This is a genomic window from Comamonas sp. JUb58 (assembly GCF_004364775.1).
Lineage (GTDB): Bacteria > Pseudomonadota > Gammaproteobacteria > Burkholderiales > Burkholderiaceae_C > Comamonas.
In genome coordinates, this window is sequence record NZ_SOAL01000005.1 from 69,253 (window position 1) to 91,809 (window position 22,557).

Annotated in this window: 22 protein-coding genes; 5 read left to right on the plus strand and 17 right to left on the minus strand. The window is 63.8% G+C overall.

Annotated elements, in window-relative coordinates; genetic code table 11:
* Window positions 1–45: 45 nt before the first annotated feature.
* On the minus strand, window positions 46–819 hold the full coding sequence (locus EDF71_RS06520) for a type III pantothenate kinase (protein ID WP_133855790.1): 774 nt from the start codon (window positions 817–819) through the stop codon (window positions 46–48).
* A 176-nt stretch (window positions 820–995) separates the two neighbouring features.
* Here EDF71_RS06520 and lysM point away from each other — a divergent pair, with 176 nt between their 5' ends.
* Window positions 996–1,460, plus strand: coding sequence for a peptidoglycan-binding protein LysM (gene lysM, locus EDF71_RS06525; RefSeq protein WP_133855791.1), 465 nt, complete (start codon window positions 996–998; stop codon window positions 1,458–1,460).
* 74 nt (window positions 1,461–1,534) lie between these two features.
* Here the strand turns inward: lysM and EDF71_RS06530 are convergent, their stop codons facing one another.
* The 6 genes from EDF71_RS06530 to EDF71_RS06555 form a co-directional block, all read right to left on the minus strand.
* Window positions 1,535–4,414 (minus strand): class I SAM-dependent methyltransferase, encoded by a 2,880-nt coding sequence (locus EDF71_RS06530; protein WP_133855792.1) that lies wholly within the window; start codon window positions 4,412–4,414, stop codon window positions 1,535–1,537.
* Entirely contained in the window at window positions 4,411–5,796 is a 1,386-nt protein-coding gene (locus EDF71_RS06535) for an ABC transporter ATP-binding protein (protein WP_133855793.1), read from the minus strand. Before EDF71_RS06535 ends, EDF71_RS06530 begins: the two co-directional genes overlap by 4 nt.
* Entirely contained in the window at window positions 5,786–6,562 is a 777-nt protein-coding gene (locus tag EDF71_RS06540) for an ABC transporter permease (RefSeq protein WP_133855794.1), read from the minus strand. Before EDF71_RS06540 ends, EDF71_RS06535 begins: the two co-directional genes overlap by 11 nt.
* Window positions 6,563–6,713: 151 nt before the next feature.
* Window positions 6,714–7,145, minus strand: a complete 432-nt coding sequence (locus EDF71_RS06545; RefSeq protein ID WP_021028985.1) for a rhodanese-like domain-containing protein — start codon at window positions 7,143–7,145, stop codon at window positions 6,714–6,716.
* Between the two features lie 37 nt (window positions 7,146–7,182).
* Entirely contained in the window at window positions 7,183–8,163 is a 981-nt protein-coding gene (locus tag EDF71_RS06550; protein WP_243854210.1) for a SprT family zinc-dependent metalloprotease, read from the minus strand.
* Between the two features lie 79 nt (window positions 8,164–8,242).
* Window positions 8,243–9,070: a lysophospholipid acyltransferase family protein gene (locus EDF71_RS06555; RefSeq protein ID WP_133855795.1), complete on the minus strand. Its 828-nt coding sequence runs from the start codon at window positions 9,068–9,070 to the stop codon at window positions 8,243–8,245.
* A 783-nt stretch (window positions 9,071–9,853) separates the two neighbouring features.
* Between EDF71_RS06555 and priA the strand changes: the two genes are divergently transcribed.
* On the plus strand, window positions 9,854–11,962 hold the full coding sequence (priA, locus tag EDF71_RS06560; protein WP_133855959.1) for a primosomal protein N': 2,109 nt from the start codon (window positions 9,854–9,856) through the stop codon (window positions 11,960–11,962).
* A 4-nt stretch (window positions 11,963–11,966) separates the two neighbouring features.
* Here the strand turns inward: priA and EDF71_RS06565 are convergent, their stop codons facing one another.
* From EDF71_RS06565 to EDF71_RS06585, 5 genes are all read right to left on the minus strand, one after another.
* The gene (locus tag EDF71_RS06565) at window positions 11,967–12,917 is read right to left on the minus strand and encodes an AEC family transporter (protein WP_133855796.1); all 951 of its coding nucleotides are present in this window, start codon (window positions 12,915–12,917) and stop codon (window positions 11,967–11,969) included.
* Between the two features lie 161 nt (window positions 12,918–13,078).
* On the minus strand, window positions 13,079–13,438 hold the full coding sequence (locus EDF71_RS06570) for a hypothetical protein (RefSeq protein WP_133855797.1): 360 nt from the start codon (window positions 13,436–13,438) through the stop codon (window positions 13,079–13,081).
* 110 nt (window positions 13,439–13,548) lie between these two features.
* Window positions 13,549–13,947: a roadblock/LC7 domain-containing protein gene (locus tag EDF71_RS06575; protein ID WP_021028992.1), complete on the minus strand. Its 399-nt coding sequence runs from the start codon at window positions 13,945–13,947 to the stop codon at window positions 13,549–13,551.
* The gene (locus EDF71_RS06580) at window positions 13,944–14,510 is read right to left on the minus strand and encodes a GTPase (protein WP_133855798.1); all 567 of its coding nucleotides are present in this window, start codon (window positions 14,508–14,510) and stop codon (window positions 13,944–13,946) included. The genes EDF71_RS06575 and EDF71_RS06580 overlap by 4 nt, the downstream gene beginning before the upstream one ends.
* On the minus strand, window positions 14,507–15,211 hold the full coding sequence (locus tag EDF71_RS06585; protein WP_133855799.1) for a hypothetical protein: 705 nt from the start codon (window positions 15,209–15,211) through the stop codon (window positions 14,507–14,509). The genes EDF71_RS06580 and EDF71_RS06585 overlap by 4 nt, the downstream gene beginning before the upstream one ends.
* Window positions 15,212–15,485: 274 nt before the next feature.
* On the opposite strand from EDF71_RS06585, the gene EDF71_RS06590 reads away from it, so the two are divergent.
* Genes EDF71_RS06590 through EDF71_RS06600 form a run of 3 tightly spaced genes read left to right on the plus strand, consistent with a single transcriptional unit; the run spans window position 15,486 to window position 19,256 of the window.
* Window positions 15,486–17,564 carry a UvrD-helicase domain-containing protein gene (locus EDF71_RS06590; protein ID WP_133855800.1) on the plus strand — a complete coding sequence of 693 codons (2,079 nt, stop codon included), beginning with the start codon at window positions 15,486–15,488 and terminating at the stop codon, window positions 17,562–17,564.
* Between the two features lie 6 nt (window positions 17,565–17,570).
* Entirely contained in the window at window positions 17,571–17,999 is a 429-nt protein-coding gene (locus EDF71_RS06595) for a hypothetical protein (RefSeq protein ID WP_133855801.1), read from the plus strand.
* 60 nt (window positions 18,000–18,059) lie between these two features.
* Window positions 18,060–19,256 (plus strand): phospholipase A, encoded by a 1,197-nt coding sequence (locus EDF71_RS06600; protein WP_133855802.1) that lies wholly within the window; start codon window positions 18,060–18,062, stop codon window positions 19,254–19,256.
* Between the two features lie 53 nt (window positions 19,257–19,309).
* Here EDF71_RS06600 and EDF71_RS06605 read toward each other — a convergent pair whose 3' ends face one another.
* Genes EDF71_RS06605 through EDF71_RS06625 form a run of 5 tightly spaced genes read right to left on the minus strand, consistent with a single transcriptional unit; the run spans window position 19,310 to window position 22,550 of the window.
* Window positions 19,310–20,206, minus strand: coding sequence for an alpha/beta hydrolase (locus EDF71_RS06605; protein ID WP_243854201.1), 897 nt, complete (start codon window positions 20,204–20,206; stop codon window positions 19,310–19,312).
* The gene (locus tag EDF71_RS06610) at window positions 20,196–20,594 is read right to left on the minus strand and encodes a RidA family protein (RefSeq protein ID WP_133855803.1); all 399 of its coding nucleotides are present in this window, start codon (window positions 20,592–20,594) and stop codon (window positions 20,196–20,198) included. Before EDF71_RS06610 ends, EDF71_RS06605 begins: the two co-directional genes overlap by 11 nt.
* Before the next feature lie 24 nt (window positions 20,595–20,618).
* On the minus strand, window positions 20,619–21,074 hold the full coding sequence (locus EDF71_RS06615) for a thioesterase family protein (RefSeq protein ID WP_133855804.1): 456 nt from the start codon (window positions 21,072–21,074) through the stop codon (window positions 20,619–20,621).
* A gap of 1 nt (window position 21,075) precedes the next feature.
* Entirely contained in the window at window positions 21,076–21,786 is a 711-nt protein-coding gene (locus tag EDF71_RS06620; RefSeq protein WP_133855805.1) for an ABC transporter ATP-binding protein, read from the minus strand.
* Window positions 21,786–22,550 carry an ABC transporter ATP-binding protein gene (locus EDF71_RS06625; protein ID WP_133855806.1) on the minus strand — a complete coding sequence of 255 codons (765 nt, stop codon included), beginning with the start codon at window positions 22,548–22,550 and terminating at the stop codon, window positions 21,786–21,788. The genes EDF71_RS06620 and EDF71_RS06625 overlap by 1 nt, the downstream gene beginning before the upstream one ends.
* Between the last annotated feature and the right edge of the window lie 7 nt (window positions 22,551–22,557).

The following is a 22,557-nucleotide window of genomic DNA, read 5'->3' on the forward strand; positions in this document are numbered from 1 at the left end:
TTGGCCAATCCGGGGGCTATCGCTGTAACGGCATGTGGATAAGTGTCAGGCCTTCGAACCAAAACGGCTGTGGGCGATATGCAGCAGGCCGTCAAAAATCAGGTTCTCCACCAGCTCGAAGGGCCGTGTCATGCTGGGCATCATCTTCCAGCCGGCACCACCGGTCATCACACAGGCTGGCTCCTGGCCACAGTGGGCCATCACATGCTGCACCATGCGCTCGACCGCGCCGGCAATCGCATAGGTGCCGCCGCTGGTCAGCGCATCGCTGGTGTTGGTGGGGAAAGGCCGCACCTCGCCGGTCGGTACATGCAGGCCGGCAGTGCCCGACTCCAGCGCCTTGAGCATGATGCCGTGGCCCGGCAGGATCAGTCCGCCCAGAAACTTGCCATCGGCATCGATGGCTTCCACCGTGACCGCCGTGCCCACCATGACCACCACCACCGGGCGCTGGCGCCCCTGGGCCAGCACATGGTGCCAGGCGCCCACCATGGCCACCCAGCGGTCCGTGCCCAGGCGGCTGGGGTGGTCATAGCCATTGGTCAGGCCCGCCTCGGCGTTGGAGGACACCACCCAGTTGGGCGCCAGATCCCAGATATCCATCTGCGTCTGTACCCGGCGGCGCACCACATCGCCAGCCACCACGCAGCCCAGCATGTGCCGGGGCTCGGGCAGCTCGGCCCAGCTGCCTTCCGCCAGGCGCTCGATGTTGTCCAAAAACTCCACGCCATGGGCCAGCACAGCGGCGCCAGGTTGAGCTGCGTCATACATCGCCCACTTGAGGCGCGTGTTCCCTATGTCGATGGCCAGAAAATGCATGGGCGGCATTATCGGCCTTTTTACCCGCCCGCCTTGTTGCAGGTGCAACAACCTGGGGCGCCAGAGTCATCCCGGCGCCACTGTGAATTATTTTCAAGCGGCGCCGTCTGACTTCATGGCGCATCCAAACCCCTTTATATTGATCCCTTCCTGTAACCAACCCTCTAGGAGTCACCATGGGACTGTTCAGCTTTATCAAGGAAGCCGGCGAAAAATTGTTTGGCGGCAAGGACGCTGCTGCCGCCACGGCACCGCAAGACCTGAACGCTGCAGCTGGCGCAGCCATCGAGAAGTACATCAGCACCCAGAACCTGGGCGTGTCCGATGTGAAAGTGGCCTTTGATGCTGGCAAAGTGACGGTGACCGGTGTGGCCCCCACCCAGGCGGCGAAGGAGAAAGTCACGCTGTGCTGCGGCAATGTCTCCAGCGTCAGCGATGTGACCAACAACATGACCGTCACCAACCCCGAGCCAGAAGCCAAGTACTACGACGTGGTCTCGGGCGACACGCTGTCGGCCATCTCCAAGAAGATGTATGGCGATGCCAACAAGTACATGACCATCTTCGAAGCCAACAAGCCCATGCTGAGCGACCCCAACAAGATCTACCCCGGCCAGAAGCTGCGCATTCCTGCGCTGTAATCAAGCCAACCTGTCATAAAAAATCCCGCACACGGCTTGGCCGGTGCGGGATTTTTTGCATCCAGGCTGGCGGCTCAGTGGCCCTGCGCCTGCTTGAAGCGATCCACCAACTGCCGCAAATCCTGCTCCGCCTTGTAGATGACGGCCAGGTACTCGTGGTTGTTGATGCCCCAGAGCGAGGAATCCATATCGGTGGTGTGGGCCACCAGGAAGGGCAAGGTGGTGACGACCCGCATCTGGGCCCGACCCTGCAGGTAGCTGTCGATGGTGTTGGTGTGCGGGTCGCGGATGGAGGAATCCCACTGCGACAGTGCCTCCAGCGCGGGCTGGGCATAGATGTTGTGCACCATGCTGGTCATGCGGTCCAGCACCACAAAGGTTTCACCGTCCTGCTCCCGCACCTCCAGCACCTGGGTGCCCGGGTGGATCTTGGCGATCAGGCCGGCAAAGATGTCCCACTCGCCCGCATGTGCGGCCAGCCAATTGTCTACACGAGCGCGGCGCTGGGCATAGTCGGGCGGCATCTCGACATCGTCTTCCATGATCTCCAGCTGCGTCGCACCGGTCTGCAAGGCCTTGCGCGCGAGGTACTGGTAGCTCATTGCGCAGCCCAGCCAGCCCGGGCTGTAGCGCACGCCATCAAACACGCTCACATCCGTTTGCAGGCCCGGCAAGGTCTGCTCAACGAAATGCGCCCGGCGGCGCACCGTCTCGGGCATGCTCAGCACCATGCAGTTTCCTGGCAGCGGTTGCGACACGGTCAGTGCCTCCCACTGTGCCGAATCGATGCGGCCCAGCGCATACAGCGCACGCAGCACCATGAACTCAAACTGCTGGCCACTGCGGGCGATCTCGTCTGCCAGCCCTTGTTGCACCTGCGCAGGCTTTTGCGCTTGCTGCTGCAGCATCTCTTGCACCGCCTGCACCATGGCCTGGGCATCGCCCACTGGCGTCACCCGCAGCGCAGGGTTGTCCAGCAACGCGCTGTGCTGGTGGATATCGGCACTGCTCTCGGTCACCACCGGTGCGCCCAGGCTCAGGCATTCGTACACCCGGGTGGTTTCCAGCAAGGCGCCTTCGTAGTAGTGGATATTGACGACCACCCGCGCCTGGCGCACGGCCTGGCGCAAAGCATCGCCAAACAGATTGCCCTCGATGCGCACGGAGAACTGGCGCTGCAGCGCCTGCAGCATCTCCTGGCGGCGCGGCGCATTCACATCGCCGTAGAACAGCACATCACAGCTGGGCTCCAGCGCCGGCAATGCCGGCTCGCCGCAATCCTGCAGCAGCTGCGAGTAACCGGCCACCCCGCCAATCGGCACCAGGAAGGTGTGCGGGTAGCGGATGCCCTTGGTCTCCAAAAAGGCCAGGTTGGTTGGCGCATAGTCCCAGGCAGACAGCGAATTTTCCAGAATCGCCAAGTACTCGTCGGTGAACCAGCGCGGGCTGACGCTTTGCTCCATCTGGAACACGATGCGCTTTTCGCCCGGCGGCAGCTGCTTGAACATCTGTGGGCAGACCACGATGTACATGTCGAGCCCAAAGCCTTCGGCAGGCACATCCTGGAACAGGCTCACTTCAAAACCAGCCTTGCGCAGCACCTGGGCCAGCGCATGCGCGACAAACTGCGTATGCGCCGTCGCCAAAATGCCGTAGTGGCGGTTGCTGCCAGGCAGCAGGGCCACCGCCGGCATTGGCGTACCCCGGGCCTGGCGCATCTTGCGGCGCAGCGCATGGCGCACCCGGCGGACACCGGCAGGCTCATAGGGCGCCAGCTTTTGTTTGATGCGGAAAACCGCGCTCTTGCCTTTGCGCAGCAAATCAGTGATGCGCCACAGCGGCGACAACTGGCGTGCCAGCGCCTGCATCTGCTGGGCCTGCTGCTCGATCTGCCACTGCTTTTGCGCGGCCTCCTGTTGCAGGGCCGCCAGCTTGATGTCCTGCTGCGCGATGTGCTGTTGCTGCTGCTGTTGGCGACTCTCCCACTGGGCAGTCAGCCATTGGCTCTGGGCATGGGCCTGGTCCAGCGCATTCTGGTTGTGCTGGGCCTGGGTCTGGGCGCCCTCCAGATGGCCTCGCAGTTGCTGGCGCTCCAGCTCCAGGTTGCGGATATCGCCATCGAGCTTTTCGATCCAGCTGTGGCGCTGCTGGCCAGCCGCTTCCAACGACTGGATGGTCTGCTGCTGGTCACCCAGCGCATGCTGCAGCGCCATCATCTCGGCCTTGGCCTCCAGGCGCGCGCCCAAAATAGCAAACACCCGGCAGACGTCGCGCTGGAAGGCGGCATCACCGCGGTCACACAGGCGGCGCAGCAACGCAGGCTGCTGCGCGCCCACCAGCAGCACGCCCAGACCATTGCTGTGCGGGAAGTGCAGGCTCGGATAACGCCCTTCCAGCTCCGCCCAGAGCTGGTGCACGCCAAAGTCATCGCGGTACACATTGCTGTCATGGAACAGCACCACAGCGCGCTCGCTCAGCTTGGGCAGCCAGGTCTCGAAATCATGGCGCACCGCCTCATAGGTGTGCAGGCCATCGATGTGCAGCACATCGATGCTGCCATCGGCAAAACTGGGCAAGGCCTCGTCAAAGCGCATGCGCAGCAGGGTCGAGAACTGGGTGTAGTGCGGATCATGGGCCTGGCGCAGGCTGGCCAGAATGCCCTCGCCGTAGGCGCCAGCATGGGCATCGCCCTCCCAGGTGTCGATCGCATAGGTGCGCGTCAACAAGCCTTGCTGGACAATCGCCTGGCAAAAAGCGAGGTAGGAGATGCCCGAATAAGCGCCCAGCTCCACCAGGCTGCGCGGTTGTGCCACCGCCATCAGCCAGGCGGCAAACGGAATATGCCCCGCCCAGGGCGCGGGATGGGTCAGATGGTAGGGCTCCATCAAGGCGGCGGGGTGCAGCCAGTCATAGTCGGCCCGCGCCTGCCCTGGGAGGTCTGTCATACGGTTCATGGGGAGGAGGTTTCCTGTTGCGCCTGGCCGGCCTGCAGCACGATGGACCGCATGGGGATGCCAAGCAGTCCGGTGGCCATGTTGGTGGACTCGGACTTGAAGTGCAGCGCATCCTGGATCCAGTGCTGCTGCACATGGTCGTGCTGCGAGCCATCGGCCAGTGCGACGTCGATCGCGTAATTGCCCACCGGCATGCGGGGCATGTCAAAACTGAACTCGGCCTGCAGAACCTGGCCGCTGGCACAGACCACCGGCTGGCCCAGGTAGCTCAAATAGCTGTTGTCACCAAACACGGCCTGGCCAGTGCGGTCCTTGACCACAAAACCGACGATGGGCGACTGCAGCGACTGGTGGCACTGCGCCTGGATGCGCAAGACCACCGGCTCGCCGCCCACCACCCAGTGCAAGGGGCGCTGCTGTGTGTCCATCAGCCAGGCGCCGGTAATGCGTGCGCCGCCCAGGCCAAACGAAGGCGCATCCGGGTTGAAGCGAAACACCTCGATATCGTTGCGCAGCGGTTCAGCACGGAAAAAATCGCGCCGCTGGTCATGCCAGGGCAGGCTGGCATCGAACACTGGCGCCGGCGGGGCCGTTTCAGCCACTGGGCCACTGCCCTGCTCGGCTTCATAGCAGGCCTGCATATAGCGGTCACAGACCTCCTTGGTCGGTCCGATCTGCATGACCTGGCCCTTGTCGATCCAGACCACGCGGTCGCAAAGGCTCTTGATGGCGGCGGTGTCGTGGCTGACAAAGAGCAAGGTGCCGCGCTCCATGAAGCTGCGCAAAAAGCGCATGCACTTCTGGGTGAACACCGCATCGCCCACAGCCAGTGCTTCGTCCACCACCAGGATATCGGCGTCCACATGGGCGATCACCGCAAAGGCCAGCCGCACATACATGCCGCTGGAATAGGTCTTCACCGGCTGGTCGATGAACTCGCCAATATCGGCAAAGGCGGCAATCGAGTCAAAGCGCTCGGCGATCTGCGCATCGCTCAGCCCGAGCAGCGCCGCATTCATCGCCACATTGTCGCGGCCAGAAAACTCGGGGTTGAAACCTGCGCCCAGCTCCAGCAGCGCCGCGATGCGGCCATGCGTGGTCACTGCGCCGCAGCTGGGTGCCAGGGTGCCGCAGACCATCTGCAGGAAGGTGGACTTGCCCGAGCCATTGCGGCCGATGATGCCAATGGTCTCACCCCTGGCCACCTGCAGGTCCAGCCCGCGCAACGCCCAGAACTCGCGGTGGTAGGGCTTGGGCTCGCGCCCCAGCAGGCGCGAGAGGCGAGGCATCACAAACTGCCGCAAACGGTCGCCGGGCGCATCGTAGATATGGAAGCACTTGCCCAGGCCCTGCACTTCCAGTGCCAGAGATTCAGAGGACATCGGCAAATCCCTTGCGCGTCTTCTGGAACCAGGCAAAGCCCAGCCAGGCCACCAGGCTGCAGGCCAGCATGCTGATCGCCCAGCCGCTCCAGTCCGGCATGCGGCCCCAGATCAGCACGGCACGCGTCTGTTCAATGAAAAAAGTCAGTGGATTGAGCCACATCGCAGTCTGAAAGCTGGCAGGCAGCGCATGCACGGGGAAGAAAATCGGCGAGATAAACATCAGCATGGTCGTCATCACGCCGGTGATCTGCTTGAGATCGCGTGCAAACACGCCCAGCGACGCAAAAAACCAGCCCACGCCCACACTGAGCAAGACCAGTGGCGCCCAGACCAGCGGCAGCAGCAGGGCGGTCAGCGGGATCTTGCCATTGAGCACCAACAGCGCCACCAGCAGCACCACCAAACTGGCCAGCGCCTGGAACAGCGCCGAGCACACGGCCACCACGACCAGGATCTCCAGCGGGAACACCACGCGCTTGACGTAGTTCACATTGGCAAGCACCAGATGGGGTGCACGGTTCAGCACATCGGAGAACAGGCCATAGACGATCAGGCCGGCAAACAGCACCATCGCAAACTGCGTCTTGGACTCGGGGCCCTCACCCCAGCGCGCCTTGAAGACGACCGAGAACACAAAGGTGTAAATCACCAGCATGCACAGCGGTATCAGCACCGCCCACAGCCATCCGCCGAGCGATCCCTTGAAGCGTTCACTCACTTCCCGCCGTGTCATCTTGACCACCAGCGGCCAGTGCGCACGCATGCTAGCGACCAACGCGCGCGCAGAGGCTGCGCTGCCTACACCGACAGTCAATATGACACTCCATCCATCATGAGGCGGCCAAGTTTACAGGGTCGGCGCTATCCCGACTGCCTCCCAGGCGGCTGGTTACAAGCAGCGACGATTACAAATGTCACTGAGACCAGGGCAAACCCTGGTAACGCCAGCCGCCGAGCTGGCCGCGCTGCCCCTGGGCGTTGGCATCACCCTCAAAGCCCTGCAGGATGTTGTAGGCCTCCAGCCCCAGCTGGCTGGCCCGCTGCGCCGCCGCCACCGAGCGCACGCCGCTGCGGCACAGCAGCACGATCTTGGCGCCGGGCGCCCGCTGGGCCAGCGCCAGCAGCTGGGCATCAAAGTCCGGGTTCATGGCCATGCCCGGCCACTGCTTCCAGGCAATGGCCACGGCGCCAGGCACCTGGCCGACCCAGGCGCGCTCGGCATCGGTGCGCACATCGACCAGCACCGCCTGCTGGTTCTGCACCCAGTGCCAGGCCAGCCGGGCACCAATATCACCGGCATAGCCGTTGGCAGGCGCAATGGTCTGCTGTTCTGCGGTCAAGCTCATAGATACCTCTTCCAATGCGCGGGTAGACCCAGCCCCGCTACGCTGCCCGGTCCCAGGGCGGGGCCGGCATGTCCTTCAATTGCTGGCGCAGTGCCCGGTGGTCCGGCACCACCTCGGCCACGGTGTCCCAAAAGCGGGGGCTGTGGTCCATCACCCGCAAATGGGCCAGCTCATGGGCCACCACATAGTCGATCACGGCCGGCGCATAGTGCATCAGCCGCCAGTTCAGCCGGATAGAGCCATCCGATTTGGCACTGCCCCAGCGCGTTTCGGCACTCGACAGGCGCAGGCTGGTGTAGTGCACGCCCAGCAGCGGCGCAAAATGCGCCAGCCGCGCCAAAAAATGCTGGCGCGCGCTCTGGACAAACCAGGCCTGCACCAGATCACGGATCTGCGTACGCCCAGCACTGGGCGGCAAAGCGAGGTAGAGGCGCGAAGGCGAACCTGGCGCCTCTTCCTCGACCCGCCAGACCGCCCCGGAGCGCGCCACGCGCTGCTCACTGTCCACCACCAACTGCAGCGGCTGGCCCAGAAAAGGCAGGCTGGCACCATCTTCCCAGCGGATGCTAGCGCTCATGCTGCGGGCGCGGCGCTGCTGCATCTCGGCGATCTTGCGCACAATCCAGCCGGCTTTCTCCTGCAGCGCTTCGTCAATGCCCGGCTGCGTCACCCAGCGCGGCGCGCGCACCACCAAGCCATCTTCACTGACCACAAAGCCAATACTGCGCCGCTTGGCACGCTGCAGCAAGTAGGCGACACGCTGGCCTTGCAACAGGATGCTGCGGTTGGCGGCAGGGTGTGCCTGCAAGGAGGCAGGCGCTGCAGGGGCTGCCGGCTTGGTGACGGGCACTACCGGCGTCACCGGCCGGCGCAGTGGGGGGGCTGGCGCTGCGGGAGCCTGTGGCGCCAGAGGCTTGGCATCCACCACCTCCTTCACCACGGGCGCAGAAGGTTGTGCAGCAGCCGCCGGCTCGCTGCGCTCCCACAGGTCAAGTGCCATTTGCACCAGGCGGCGCACATCAACCATGGCCGCACCCCGTTCTGCGACAGCACATCAGCAAGGCACGCTCAGCGGCGAACACAGCAGTCTTTTTCCTTTAATGGGCAGCGGCACCCGGTTCTACTGCTGCAGCGCCTGCAGCCACCGCCGTTGCAGGTGCCTGCAGCGCAGGCTTGCCCACATAGGCCTCGGGGTCCAGGCGGCGCATCTCGGACTCGATCCAGTACTCCACCTCGGCCATCAGTTCATCATGTTTGCGGCCCTTGCTGTCGATGGGCTTGCCGACGGAGACATCGACAGTGCCGGGCGTCTTCACAAAGGCCTTGCGCGGCCAGCATTTGGCCGAGGTGACTGCAATCGGCACTACCTGGGCGCCCGTCATGATCGCCAGACGCGTCGCGCCGGTCTTGTAGTCGCCGCTTTCGCCACGTGGAATGCGCGTGCCTTCGGGGAACATGATCACCCAGATGCCCTGGCCCAGCAGGCGCTTGCCCTGCTCGACCACCTTGTGAAAGGCGCGGCTGCCATCCTTGCGGTCGATATGGATCATGTCCAGGCTGCCAATGGACCAGCCAAAGAAAGGAATCTTCAGCAGTTCCTTCTTGAACACATAGGCCAGCGGCGTCGGCATGATGGCCGGCATCAGAAAGGTCTCAAAAGTCGACTGGTGCTTGCACAGCAGCACCACGCCCTTGTCACTGCCGGGCTGGCCGGCGACGGGCAGATTCTCCATGCCCTGGGTGCGTACTTTGATGCCGCAGAACCAGCCCGCACTGTCTGCCGACAGCTTGAGCCAGCGGCGCGCCACCACATACCGGGCGCGGCTGCTGGCACCACAGACCCGCAACAACAAGATGGTCAGCGTGTAAGGAATGACCGTCAGGCCCATGAAGAGCGTATGCAGAATCGATCGGAGCAGGGACATGGATCAGGTAGAAAAATCAGGGAGACGCAAAAGCCTGGCCCCTTGCTGGCAGGGGCCAGGGGGCCAAGCTGAAAGCCGCGAACCGGGGCAGCGCTGCATCGCGCTTGCGCCCAGGGGCGGCTGCAAAAATGTCGACCTGCACAACGTAACACGGCGCGGCACAGGTGTGCTTGGCTCTAAATCATATCGGAAGCCAAGGCCCTCGTCCGCAGCGCGCGCAGGAAGATGCAAAGAGCAGCAGAACAAGCAACTTCAAAATCGATAATTTTTCAATAGCATCAAAGAATTGCGGTGGATAACTCAGCTTTTTAACGAGAAATTGTGGATAAACGATCATGGGTCTGGACCCGGCTTGCGCGCATGCGTGCAACCGGAGCAAGCACTTATGCACACAATGTGGAAAGCAGACCCCATAGCACAATATGCAGTAGCTATCGGAAAGATTGCTATCCCAGAAAACATAACTTGATGAAAGATATAAATAAAAAAATTTTGTCAGCCAATCCTCCAAGCCAACTGACAATGTGTGGTAATTCTGATCCAGGTCAGAGCGCCGATATTTCAACAAAGTTATCCACAGAAATGTAAGTCCCGTATTGATTTCTCTTGGGATTTGCCTTGTGTATAAGTTCTTTGGTTTGTCACAAGATTGCCGCAGACCGTCTCGCAATCAGGATAAACACCATACTGCGCCGCCAGGGCACCGCGACGGGCCATCCGCCATGTGTCTGCACAGCAGTCGCTACACTCGGAGCTCCCGCGTTTCAGTCCGCCCTCCCCTTGATTTTCCTGTCCATCGCCGTTCACACCCCTGCCTACAGCGCCATCAGCGCAGCCAGTGAACTGCTCACCTACCTAGCCCCCCATGCACTGCCACCCGGCAGTCTGGTGCGCGTGCCCCTGGGCAAACGGGAGGTGCTGGGCGTCGTTTGGGGACCAGATACGGCATTCAATGGCGACCCCGCCAAGATCAAACCCATTACCGCCGTACTGGAGGCGATTGCACCCATGCCTGAAAGTTGGCTGCGTTTGGTTCATTTTGCAGCCCGTTACTACCAGCGCAGCCTGGGCGAGATGGCAATTACCGCACTGCCACCGGCCTTGCGCGACCTGACGGTGGAGCAGCTGGCCCGGCGTTTGAAGCGCAAGAAGACAGCGAGCGACAGCGATATCGCCGCCGACCAGGCGCTAGCGCTGAGTCAGGAACAGATGGAGGTTTGCGCGCAGATAGACCAACATGCCGGCCCCTTTCTGCTTTTTGGCAGCACCGGCAGTGGCAAGACCGAGGTCTACCTGCACCAGGCCGAGGCCTTGTTCCAGCGCGATCCTGAGGCCCAGGTGCTGGTGATGGTGCCGGAGATTAACCTCACCCCCCAGCTGGAGGCCCGCTTCCAGGCGCGCTTTTCGGCCCGCTTGGGCGAAGGCGCGGTCGTCAGCATGCACAGCGGCATGACGGCGCCCCAGCGCCTCAAGAGCTGGCTGGCAGCCCATACCGGCCAGGCCCGCATTGTGCTGGGCACGCGCATGTCGGTGTTTGCGTCCATGCCGCAGTTGCGCCTATTGATCGTCGATGAAGAGCATGACGCGAGCTACAAGCAGCAGGAGGGGGCCCGCTACTCGGCGCGCGACCTGGCCATCTGGCGCGGCCATGATCTGCAGGCCCAGGTGATTCTGGGCTCGGCCACCCCCTCGCTGGAGAGCTGGTGGGCCAGCCGCCCGGCCACGGGTCAGGATGCAGGCGGCCGCTACCTGCGGCTGGCCATGCCCAGCCGCATCGGTGCCGGCCAGATGCCCCGGCTGCGCCTGGTCGATATGCGCCAGCAGCCGCGCCAAACCCTGTTTTCGCCCGCGCTGCTGCAAGCGATTACGCAGCGGGTGGAGAGGGGCGAGCAGGCGCTGGTGCTGCTCAACCGGCGCGGCTTTGCGCCGGTGCTGTTCTGCGGCGACTGCGGCTGGAAAAGCGATTGCCCGCACTGCAGCGCGCACCAGGTCTTCCACAAGATCGACCGCACGCTGCGCTGCCACCACTGCGGCTACAGCCAGCGCGTGCCGCAGGCCTGCCCCAGCTGCGGCAACCCGGACATTCTGCCACTGGGCAAGGGCACCGAGCAGCTGGAAGAAGCGCTGGAGCGCCTGCTGCGCAATGTGCAACGCCCCGACGGCCAGCCGGCCCGCATCGCCCGCATCGATGCCGACACCACCAAGGCCAAGGGCGCGCTGGAAGAGAAGATGGCCGATGTGCATGCCGGCGATGTCGATGTGCTGGTCGGCACGCAAATGGTTGCCAAGGGCCATGATTTTCGGCGTGTGACCCTGGTCGCCGCCGTGCAGCCCGATGATGCGCTGATGTCCAGCGACTTCCGCGCGCCGGAGCGGCTGTTCTCGCTGCTGCTGCAGGCCGCCGGCCGCGCCGGGCGCGATGCCGCCTATGTGGCCGCCCAGGGCAGCGCGGTCGAGATGTGGCTGCAGACCCAGCAGCCCGAGCATGCCGTCTACCAGGCGCTACGCCAGTGGGACTACAGCGGCTTTGCCGCCCAGCAGCTCCAGGAGCGGCGCGATGCCGCCATGCCGCCCTTTGCCCACCAGGCCATCATCCGCGCCGATGCCCGCTCGCAGCAGGAGGCCCAGGCCTTTTTGCGCGCCGCGTCCGAGCTGGCCCATAGCCAGCAGCTGCTGGAAGGCAGCGAGGTCTTCGTCTACCCGCCCATTCCACTGTCCATGCAGCGCGTCGCCAATGTGGAGCGTGCCCAGATGCTGATCGAAAGCCCTTCACGCAAGGCCTTGCAGCAGTTCCTGCGCGCCTGGCAGCCCTGCCTGCACTGGCTGCGCGCCCATCCGGAGCACAAGGGCCTGGTGCGCTGGCTGGTCGATGTGGACCCGCAGGCGATCTAACGACCTAAACCAACCAGGTCACCGCCGCCGAAAAGCTGACAAAGGCCAGCGCCGTGCTGACCAGGATGATGTGCGCAATGCGGCCGTTGTGGGCGCCATAGCGGCCCGCCAGCAAGGTGACATTGCTGGCGCTCGGCAACGCAGCCACCAGGGCGACCACCAGCAGAGCAAAAGGGTTGATGGGCAGACCCACCGCTATCGCAGCATGGCCCAGGCCCAGCACCAGCAGCGGGTGCACAAAGAGCTTGACCAGCGCCAGCGGCACATAGCTGGCGGGGGCCGCGTATTCCTCTTCCACCATCTTGGAGCGGGCCAGCACGGCGCCGACGGCAAACAGCGCCACGGGGGTGGCGGCACTGCCCAGCAGGCCTGCGGTCTGGTCCAGCGCCTGGGGCAGCTTCCACTCCATGAACGAGGCCAGCGCGCCCAGCAGGATGGCCCAGGGCATGGGGTTGGTGAGCACGCCTTTGAGCGCCTTGAGCAGCGCCGCACGCGCATTGCCCGCCGCCCCATCCATGCGCGACAGCGCCAGGCACAGCGAGGTGGTGAACACCATGTCCACCAGCATGGTCACAATGGCCGGGCCGGCCGCCGCATCGCCGAGCAGCGCCACCAAGAGCGGTAGGCCCATAAAGCCGGTATTGGGAAAGGCCGTCACCAGCGCGCCAAAGGCGCTGTTGTTCCAGTCCATGCCCCGCAGGCGCGAGGCCGCCACGCAGCCCGCCACCAGCAGGAACTGGCACAGCACATAGAGCAGCAGGATCGGCAGGTTCATCAGCTGCGCAAAGGGCAGCGAAGAGCCGGCCTTGTACAGCATGCAAGGCAGCGCGAAATACAGCACAAAGGCATTCACGCCGGCAATCGCCTGCAGCGGGAAAATGCCGCGCCGCGTGGCCACAAAGCCGCACAGAACCAGCGCAAAAAACGGAAAGGTGACTAAAAAGACGGACAGCACGGCTCGATTGTGCCCAGATTGCGCCAGCGCAGATGTAGCGCGAGGGACCGGCAGCGATGCACCCGGCCCATAAAAGAAAAGACCAGCCATGCGCATGGCCAGTCTTGCAAGGCCCAGATGCAGCAGAAAGCCAGATCAGCGCCTAAAACAGTCTAAAAATCTTAGATCGTCACCAATTTTTCAACTTCAGCGCTTTTGCGGCGGGCCAGTGCCAGGTTGCTGCGCTGCTTGTCCAGCACCAGGTACAGGAACAGGCCTTCCTTCAGCGCCACTGGGCGGATGATGTGGTACTGCGAGCCCAGGGTGATCAGAATGTCGTCGATGGAATCCTGCAGACCCAGCGACTTCATCGTCTTGAGCTTGGCACGTACCACCTCGGTGTTGCCGGCCGCTGCCAGCTCCAGGTCCAGGCCCGATCCGGCACTGCCCAGCAGCATGCCGCTGCCACTGTCCACCAAGGCGGCGCACATGGCGCCTTCCACCGTCAAAAGTTGCGTCAACGCTTCTTGAACCGATGCCATCACACTCCCCCTTCACACACTGGCGGTTTATCGTGACTGCAGCCTGCGGCCAGTGCGGCGCATGCACAGCTCTCCCATGGCCAGGTGCTGGCTTGCCGCCAGCCAGGCCATCAGACTTTGTTCATCTCGGCGCCCACTTCGGCCGCCGCCCACAGCACGCGGCCGAGGATTGCATTGGTATCAAGCACCATGCACAGAATGCAGGGGAACTCGGAGGTGACCGACTGGAACACCACCACGCCGCTCTCGGTCTCGAAGGTCAGGCGCTTGCAACCGGTGTGGTTGATCTCGCGCCCCACGGCGCGCGCCATGGCCATCAGGGAGCCGGCCATCGCCGACAGGCGGTTCAGCTGCAGTTCGCTGTTCGTACGCAGGGACGCAATTTCAAATCCATCGGGCGTGCTCAGCAGTGCAACACGCACGCCATCAACAGGACCAATAAGCTTATCAAGCGCCTGCTGGCCTGCCTTGACGACCTGGGCAGGGATCAGAGGTTGTGATGCAGTCATGAATTCTCGCTTTGCAGAGACAGCATGGAAACTAGTACGCTCATCGCATCCAGCAGCTGCCCACGGTCGCGTGGGTCCGCTTCCAGAACGGGAATCACCCCATGACCAGCAGAATACACGCCTTGGGCGAATGTTTCAATTTGTTGTGTTGCTGCCGGGCGCGCGCTCAGCACCAGCGTGACAGGTGGCTGGGGCAGTTGCCGGATTTCATCGAGGATGTGGTTGGTCTCCGCCAGGCTCGTGGGGCTGTTCACATCGGTCATGATGAACACGCCCATCGACACCGACAGCACCCACTGGCGCACAAAGCTGAAACGCTCCTGGCCAGGGCAGCCGCAGATCTGCACCACCTCGCCACCGCCCAGATCGATCTCGCCAAACTCGGTGCCGACCGTGGTCAGTTCCTTGCTGTGGGCCGCCAGGTCCAGGTTGCGGACATCGGAGCTGGACATCAGCGCGCCACAGAGCGAACGCACGGCGGTCGTCTTGCCAATACCCATGGGGCCACACAGCGCAATGCGCGGCATCTTCTGCGGCCCTGATCCGCCTGCTTCTTGGTTCATCCCGGCTTACCTCCCCCTCGTATCCATCGGCCCAAACGGCTGAGCAAACCTTTGGAGTGTAGCGGCTCGCGATGGTGGGAGGGGGAAGAAGCAGGCGTAATTACCGGCATGGCCACGCCGCGCAGCACGCCACGGCGGCCCAGTTCGACCAAAAGGCCGCGGGCCATGGTGTTGTCCAGGCCGCTGTGCAGGCAGAGCTGGGCAATCGAGACCGGCTCGCGCGACAGCAGGGCCAGCGCGCGGATGCAGGCGCCGGTATTGAAAGGCGCACCCACCGACACCCAGGACTTGAGCTGGTAGCGGAACTCCTGGCGCGTCGTCGGAGCCGGTTGTGCAGCGGCCTGCTCCGATTCCTGGCGGATGACCTTGTTGCGCGCATCCCAGTCGAGCAGAAAGACGGCGGCGCGGTCAAACATGTCGATCAGATCGCTCAGGGTGTAGTCCACCTCCAGACGGCCCACCCAGCTTGCGCCATCGAGCATGGCCGTGCGCACCTGGCCGATGCAGACCACGCAGGGCGCCTTGCCCAGCGAGGAGATAGCGTCCGCCATGCCCTGGTCCAGCACAATCAGCTGGGCACGGTCACGCGGCACTTCCTTCCAGGGAAGCACCGATTTACGCGATGCCACACCATACAGCGGCGCAAAGCGGTTGCGGCTGCTCGGGGTCAGCAATTCAGCGGAAATACCGGCGGTCTGCATGGCGCTTATCTCAGACTTTTATTGGCTTAATTAATAGCGTTTGCCACTTGATAGAAGCAATGCTATCGGCATTCTAGAAGCTTGTTCGCCAGACGCAAGCTTTTCCCCGCAGGTTTTACCAACTGCTCTACATTCATTGACAATTCCAGGAATTCTGTGGTTTTTTGTGTAAGCAAACATGTAAAAACCAATGTCCTGCATCTGCAACCGAAAGCCGGTTTGCGGCTATTCTTCTGCGCTTTCCTCCTTGATCTGCAAAGGTTCTTTCGCCCCCATGGCCCATGGTCTCAATCTCGCCCAATTACAAGCAGTGCACTACACCCAGGGGCCTTGCCTGGTGCTGGCCGGTGCCGGATCGGGCAAGACCCGGGTCATCACCCACAAGATTGCCCGCCTGATCGAGACCGGCATGGCGCCGCGCAAGATTGCCGCCATCACCTTCACCAACAAGGCGGCGTCTGAAATGCGCGAGCGCGCCAAGAGCCTCATCGGCCGCCAGGCCAAGGATGTGCTGGTCTGCACCTTCCACGCGCTGGGCGTGAAGATGGTGCGCGAGGACGGCCATGTGCTGGGGCTCAAGCCGCAGTTCAGCATCCTGGACAGCGACGATGTGGTCGGCATCCTCAAGGATGCGGCCGGCGGTACCGCCGATGTGGCCACCGCGCGCCAGTGGCAGTGGACCATCAGCAAATGGAAGAACATGGGCCTCGACTACAAGGAGGCGCTGGCCCAGGCCGCCGATGACAACGAGCGCGCCATTGCCGTGCTGATGCAGCGCTACGACGAGCGGCTGACCGCCTACCAGAGCGTGGACTTTGACGACCTGATCGGCATGCCGCTGCGGCTGCTGCGCGACCACCCCGAGGTCCGCGCCAAATGGCAGACCAACCTGGGCCATGTGCTGGTCGACGAATACCAGGACACCAATGCCACCCAGTACGAGCTGCTCAAGCTGCTGGTGGGCGAGCGCGGCCACCTCACCGCCGTGGGCGATGACGACCAGAGCATCTACGGCTGGCGCGGTGCGACCCTGGACAACCTCAAGAAGCTGCCGGTGGACTACCCCCAGCTCAAGGTCATCAAGCTTGAGCAGAACTACCGCTCGACCAGTTCCATCCTGCGCGCGGCCAACAATGTGATCCAGCCCAATCCCAAGCTGTTTCCCAAGACCTTGTTTTCCGAGCTGGGCGAGGGTGAGCCGGTGCGCATTGTCGATTGCGACTCGGAAGAGCACGAGGCCGAGCGCGCCGTTGCCCGCATCCTCAGCCTGCGCGCCGCCGCCAACCCGCCACCGGACTGGAAGAATTTCGCCATCCTCTACCGCGCCAACCACCAGGCCAAGCCCTTTGAGAAGGCCTTGCGCAAGGCCAATGTGCCCTACAAGGTGTCGGGCGGCACCAGCTTTTTTGACCGCGCCGAAATCCGCGACCTCTGTGCCTGGTTCCGGCTGTGGATCAACAACGACGACGACCCGGCGTTTCTGCGCGCCATCACCAACCCCAAGCGCGGCATCGGCCACACCACCTTGGGGCGCCTGGGCGAATTCTCCAAGGCCCACCACTGCAGCATGTTTGGCGCGCTGTTCAACACCATGCTGGAAGACGCCATGCCCGCCAAGGGCCGCGAGAGCCTGCTGGAGTTTGGCCGCTACATCAATGACCTCGAATACCGCGCCCGCCAGACACGCGGTGCCGAGGAATCGCTGGCCTTTCTGCTCGACTGGCTCAAGGAGATCGGCTATGAGCAGCACCTCTACGACGCGGAAGACAGCGAGAAAGTCGCTGCCGCGCGCTGGACCAATGTGCTGGAGTTCTGCGACTGGATGGCCCAGCGTGCCGGTGGCCAGACCACGACGGCGGCCGACACCACGACCGTGAGCGAGTCCAAGAGCCTGCTTGAAGTCTCGCAGACCATTGCGCTGCTCTCGACCATCAGTGAGCGCGAAAAAGAGCAGGACATGGTGATACTGTCCACCCTGCACGCCAGCAAAGGCCTGGAATGGCCGCATGTGATGCTGATCGGCGTCAACGAAGGGCTGCTGCCCTTCAAGCTCGACGACGATGATGGCCGCCAGCAAAAGGTCAGCGAGGACACCGCGCAGCGCCTGCAGGAAGAGCGCCGCCTGATGTATGTGGGCATCACCCGGGCCCAGCGCTCGCTGGCCGTGAGCTGGACCAAGCGGCGCAAAAAGGGTCGCGAGCTGGTCTCCGCCCTGCCCAGCCGCTTTATTGCCGAGATGGGTCTGGACAGCAGCACCGCCCGCGAAGACCCGCGCGAAAAACTGCGCAAGCTGCGCGAAGAATTCGCGCGCAAGGCCCAGAACAGCGCCGCCGCCAGCCCCGATTCGAACTGAGTATCCATGACCAAGACCCTGATCCTGACCGCTTTCTGCGCTGCACTGACGAGCGCCTGTACGACCACCCCAGCCCCCCGCCCCGCCTGCCCCACTGCGATGCAGATGGAGCAGCCCGAGCTGCTGGGCCACTGGCAGGCCGAACTGCCCGGCCTGCCCGGCCCCGTGACTTTGCAGCTGGCGCCCCACCCCGAATGGAACGACACCGTCAAAGGCCAGATCCAGCGGCCCGGCAGCACGGCCATCGTGGTCGGTGATGTGGACAAGGGCAAGCTGACGATGGAAGAGTCGGCCGATGGCAAAAAGGTCTCGGGCACCTGGCTGGGCGAGGTGGTCGACGGCAGCTGTGGCCGCGAGATCCGGGGCGAATGGTTGGATGCAAACGACAACAGCCACGCCTTCGTCATGCGCAAGCCACCGAAAACGCCGCGATAAACGCAATAATGTGTATCCGCGCTGCCATTCCAGCCACGCGCCCTCTCTCCCTCCTCGACCATGACAACAACGAAATTTCTGCGCTCGCCAGCCCCGCTGGCGGCGAGCCTGCTGATGGCCGGTCTGCCGCTGGGCAGCTTTGCGCAAACGCCTGCCGCTGCCAGCGGCTCGGCCGCCCCATCCACGGTCTGGCAGCAGTGCACGGCGCTCAGCGACGGCGCCGCCCGCCTGGCCTGTTTTGACCAATGGGCGCAGCAGCAATCGCAGCAGCCGCTGGTCAGCCAACAGGCACAGCCCGCCGCCACGACCCCGCCGGCATCGGCCAATGCCATACAAGGCCTGACCCCACCTGCCAGCGCACTGGCCACAGCCGACCTGCCTGCCCCCATTGGTGGCTGCCGCGATGATGGCTACACCGAGATGTCCCGTTTCTGGGAACTGGAAGCCGGCACCGATTGCGGTACCTTCAGCTTCCGTGGCTACCGGCCGCTGTCGGTGTCGTTTGCCGTGGGCGATAAGGTCAACCGCCAGCCCAGCTCGCTCAACCCCGTCAACTCGGCCACGACCGAGACCGACTACCAGAAGCAGGAAATGCGCATCCAGCTGTCGGTGCGTACCAAGCTGGCGCAAAACCTGTTGACGGATCCGAATGGCAAGCTGCGCGATTCGCTATGGATCGGCTACACCGGCCTGTCCTACTGGCAGGTGTTCAACTCGGACCTGTCGCGCCCCTTCCGCACGACCGACCACCAGCCCGAGATCTTCTACATCTACCCGACCACCGCCCAGTTGCCCTTTGGCTGGCGCTGGCGCTACAGCGGCATTGGCCTGGAGCACCAGTCCAACGGCCAAAGCGATCCGCTGTCGCGCAGCTGGAACCGAACCTACCTGATGACCGGTTTCGAGCTGGACAACCGCTGGCAGCTGCAGGCCAAGATCTGGCACCGCATCAAGGAAAGCGCCGAGGACGACAACAACCCCAATATCCAGAACTACATCGGCCGCAGCGAGCTGAAGCTGGGCTGGAACGTCAACCAGCGCAACTGGATGGGCGTGACCGCGCGTGGCTCGCTCAACGGCCATGGCAAGGGCTCTGGCCGTGTCGAATGGATGCACACCCTGGGCGAAGGCTGGATGGGCGGCAAGAGCAACCTGCGCCTGCACGCCCAGCTCTTCCACGGCTATGGCGACAGCCTGATCGACTACAACTACAAGCGGACGGTGTTCTCGCTGGGCTTCAGCTTGCTGGACTTCTAAGAACCTGCTGAAAGCAAAAAACGTCTGCCAGGCAGACGTTTTTTACATAGCGTCTAGGTAGACAGCCGCAGCAAGCGTTGGCACAGATCCGACTGCGGATCTTCCAGCCCATGCAGCACCGAGAAATGGTCGCAGCCGGGCAGCGCGGCCTGCTCGGCCACATTGCCCGCTGCCTGCCAGGCGCTGTGCATCAGCAGCGACTGTCGCTCAAACTCCGGTTGTTCGCGCCCACCCCAGACCAGGTGCATGGGGGTGGTGCAGCGCCTGGCCGAAAACGCGGGCGAGTTGCGGGCAATCACACCATCATCGAGCTGGATCATCGGCTGCAGATAACTGTAGCGCAGCGGTGCCAGGTCATAGAGGCCACTGAGCAGCAGCGCGCCGCGCAGCGGGTCATCGGGCAGGCCATAGTCGCGCGCCCAGGGCGTTTGCAGGCACATCGCGCCCAACTGGCCTCCGGCGGAATGCCCACCCACCACGATCCGCGTCGGGTCGCCACCATAGGCCTCGATATGGCGCAGCACCCAAGCCAGGCTGGCTCGGCACTGGCGCACGATCTCATCAATGCTGACCTGGGGGCACAGCGCATAGTTCACCACCACCGTGCAAAAGCCCAGCGCCTGCGGCCCCAGGGCCACGCAGCTGAACTCCTTGGAGGTATTGGCGCGCCAGTAGCCGCCATGCAGAAACACGAACACCGGCGCGGGCGCGCCCGCTGCGGCGGGGAAGATGTCCAGGGTTTCGGCCAGTGTCGGGCCAAAGGGCACATCCAAGGCGCAGCGCAGGCCCATGCGGGCCTGGGCACTGCGCTCGGCAAGATGCTGGCGGGCGGCAGCCGGGTCGGCCACCGGCCGCGCGGTGTCGTACTGCGCATCGATCTGCGCCTGCGATTCAAAATCGCGGTACAGCCGGGGTGGCGTGCTGGCAGCCATGCTTGGTTCAGCCGGCATCGGGCACCACGGCGGTAACCTCGATCTCCACCTTGGCCCGGTCCTCGATCAAGGCGACCACCTGCACCGCCGTCATCGCGGCGTTGAAGCTGCCAATCAGCTCGCGGTAGGCCTTGCCGATCTCCGCCTGCTGGGCCATATAGGCCTGCTTGTCGGTGATGTACCAGGTCATGCGCACGATGTGCTCGGGCTTGGCACCGCCTTCGGCCAGCACCTCCACAATGTTCTGCAGCGCCTGGCGCACCTGGCCGGCCAGGTCATCGGTGTGGAACACGCCTTGTGCATCCCAGCCAATCATGCCGGCAACAAAAATCTGCCGGCCGCTGACCATCACGCCATTGGCATAGCCCTTGGGCCGGGGCCAACCTGGGGGAAGTAGTACTTGCATTGCGCCTCCTTTAGCAAACAAATCTCAGACGGTGCATTCCGCCGCCATCCACTGCGCGATGCGGGCCTGGATGGCCGGGGGAATGCTTATCGCTTCATGGCTGTCCAGGCTGGTGAACACCAGCACCTGGTGGGCTAGCGCCCGCACCGCGCCATCATCGCCGACACAGCGCAGCGCCAGCTGCAGCGAGCGGCTGCCCAGCCGCAGCACGGCCAGCTCCAGCTGCACCGCATCGCCCATGCGGGCAATGGCCCGAAAATCACAGGCCAGGTGCACGATGGGCAGGCCCGTGCGCTCAGGCCCCAGCATCTGGGCATAGCGGTAGTGCAGCCCCTGGTTGAACCAGTCCTCCACCAGGGACTGGAACAGCAGCAGGTACTGCGGATAAAACACAATGCCCGCCGGATCACACTGCGCAAAGCGGATGCCGGTGGCCACGCGGAACACGGCGCCGTTCTCGGGCCAGGTCAAGGCTGCCATGTCAGACCCCGATATAGCGCTGCCATAGCTCAGGCTGCGCCTCCAGCTGGGCCGAGCTGCCCTGCCACACCACCTGGCCGCGCTCGATCAAGGTGTGCTGGTCGGCCAGCGCCATCAGCCGCTTGACGTATTTGTCGATCACCAAGATCGCCTGGCCCTGCGCGCGCAAGGCCGCCAGGCACTGCCAGATCTCCTCGCGGATCAGCGGCGCCAGGCCCTCAGTGGCCTCGTCCAGGATCAGCAGATGCGGATTGGTCATCAGCGCCCGGCCAATGGCCAGCATCTGCTGCTCACCGCCCGAGAGCCGGTTGCCGGGGTTGCTGGCGCGCTCGGCCAGGCGCGGAAACAGCTGGTAGACGCGCTCAAGCGACCAGGGGTTCTCCGAGGCATTGCGGTTGGCCGCAAAGGCCTGCAGGTTTTCCTGCACCGTCAGATTGGCAAAGATCTGACGGCCCTCGGGCACCACGGCCATGCCCATGCGCGCAATGCGGTCCGCAGGCAGGTGCTCGATGCGCTCGCCGCGAAACCGCACGCTGCCGGCCGATGCCGGTGTCATGCCCAGCAGGCTGCGCACGGTGGTGGTCTTGCCCATGCCATTGCGGCCCAGCAAGGTCGCGACCTCGCCCGCAGCCATGCGCAGATGGATGCCAAACAGCACCTGGCTGCTGCCGTAGCAGGTTTCCAGGGCTTCCACTTCCAGCAATGCGCTCATCAGGCGGCCTCCTCTGCAGCTTCGTCGCCCAGGTAGGCGCGGCGCACATCGGGGTCGCGCCGTATCTCATCCGGCGTGCCGGTGGCAATCACCTTGCCAAACACCAGGGTCGAGATGCGGTCCGCCAGGCGGAAGACCGCGTCCATGTCGTGCTCCACCAGCAGGATGGTCGTGTCCTGGCGCAGCTGCAGCAGCAGCTGCACCATGCGCTCGGATTCGTCCGGCCCCATGCCTGCCATCGGCTCATCGAGCAGCAGCATGCGCGGCCGCGTGGCCAGTGCCAGCGCCACCTCCAGCTGGCGCTGCTCGCCATGCGCCAGCAAGCCTGCGGTCTGCTGCAGCTGGGCAGCCAGGCCCACGCGCTCGGCCACCTCGGCGGCCTGCGCATAGCGTGCGCTCTCAGTGCGCGCCGGGCGCCAGAAGCGCCAGCTTGATCCATCGCGCGCCTGCACGCCCAGCGCAATGTTCTCCAGCACCGTCAGGCGCTTGAAGATGCTGGTGATCTGGTAGGAACGCACCAGGCCCGCCTGCACCCGCGCAGGCATGGGCTTGCGCTCCATCGCCTCGCCGGCAAACAGGATCTGGCCGGCATCGGGCACCAGCGCGCCCGACAGCTGGTGGATCAGGGTCGTCTTGCCGGCGCCGTTGGGCCCGATCAAGGCATGGATATGGCCGCTCTGCACCGCAAAGCTGGCATGGTCGGTGGCAGTCAGGCCACCAAAGCGTTTGACCAGGTTCTGCACCTGCAACAAAGGGGTTGGCATCTTGGCC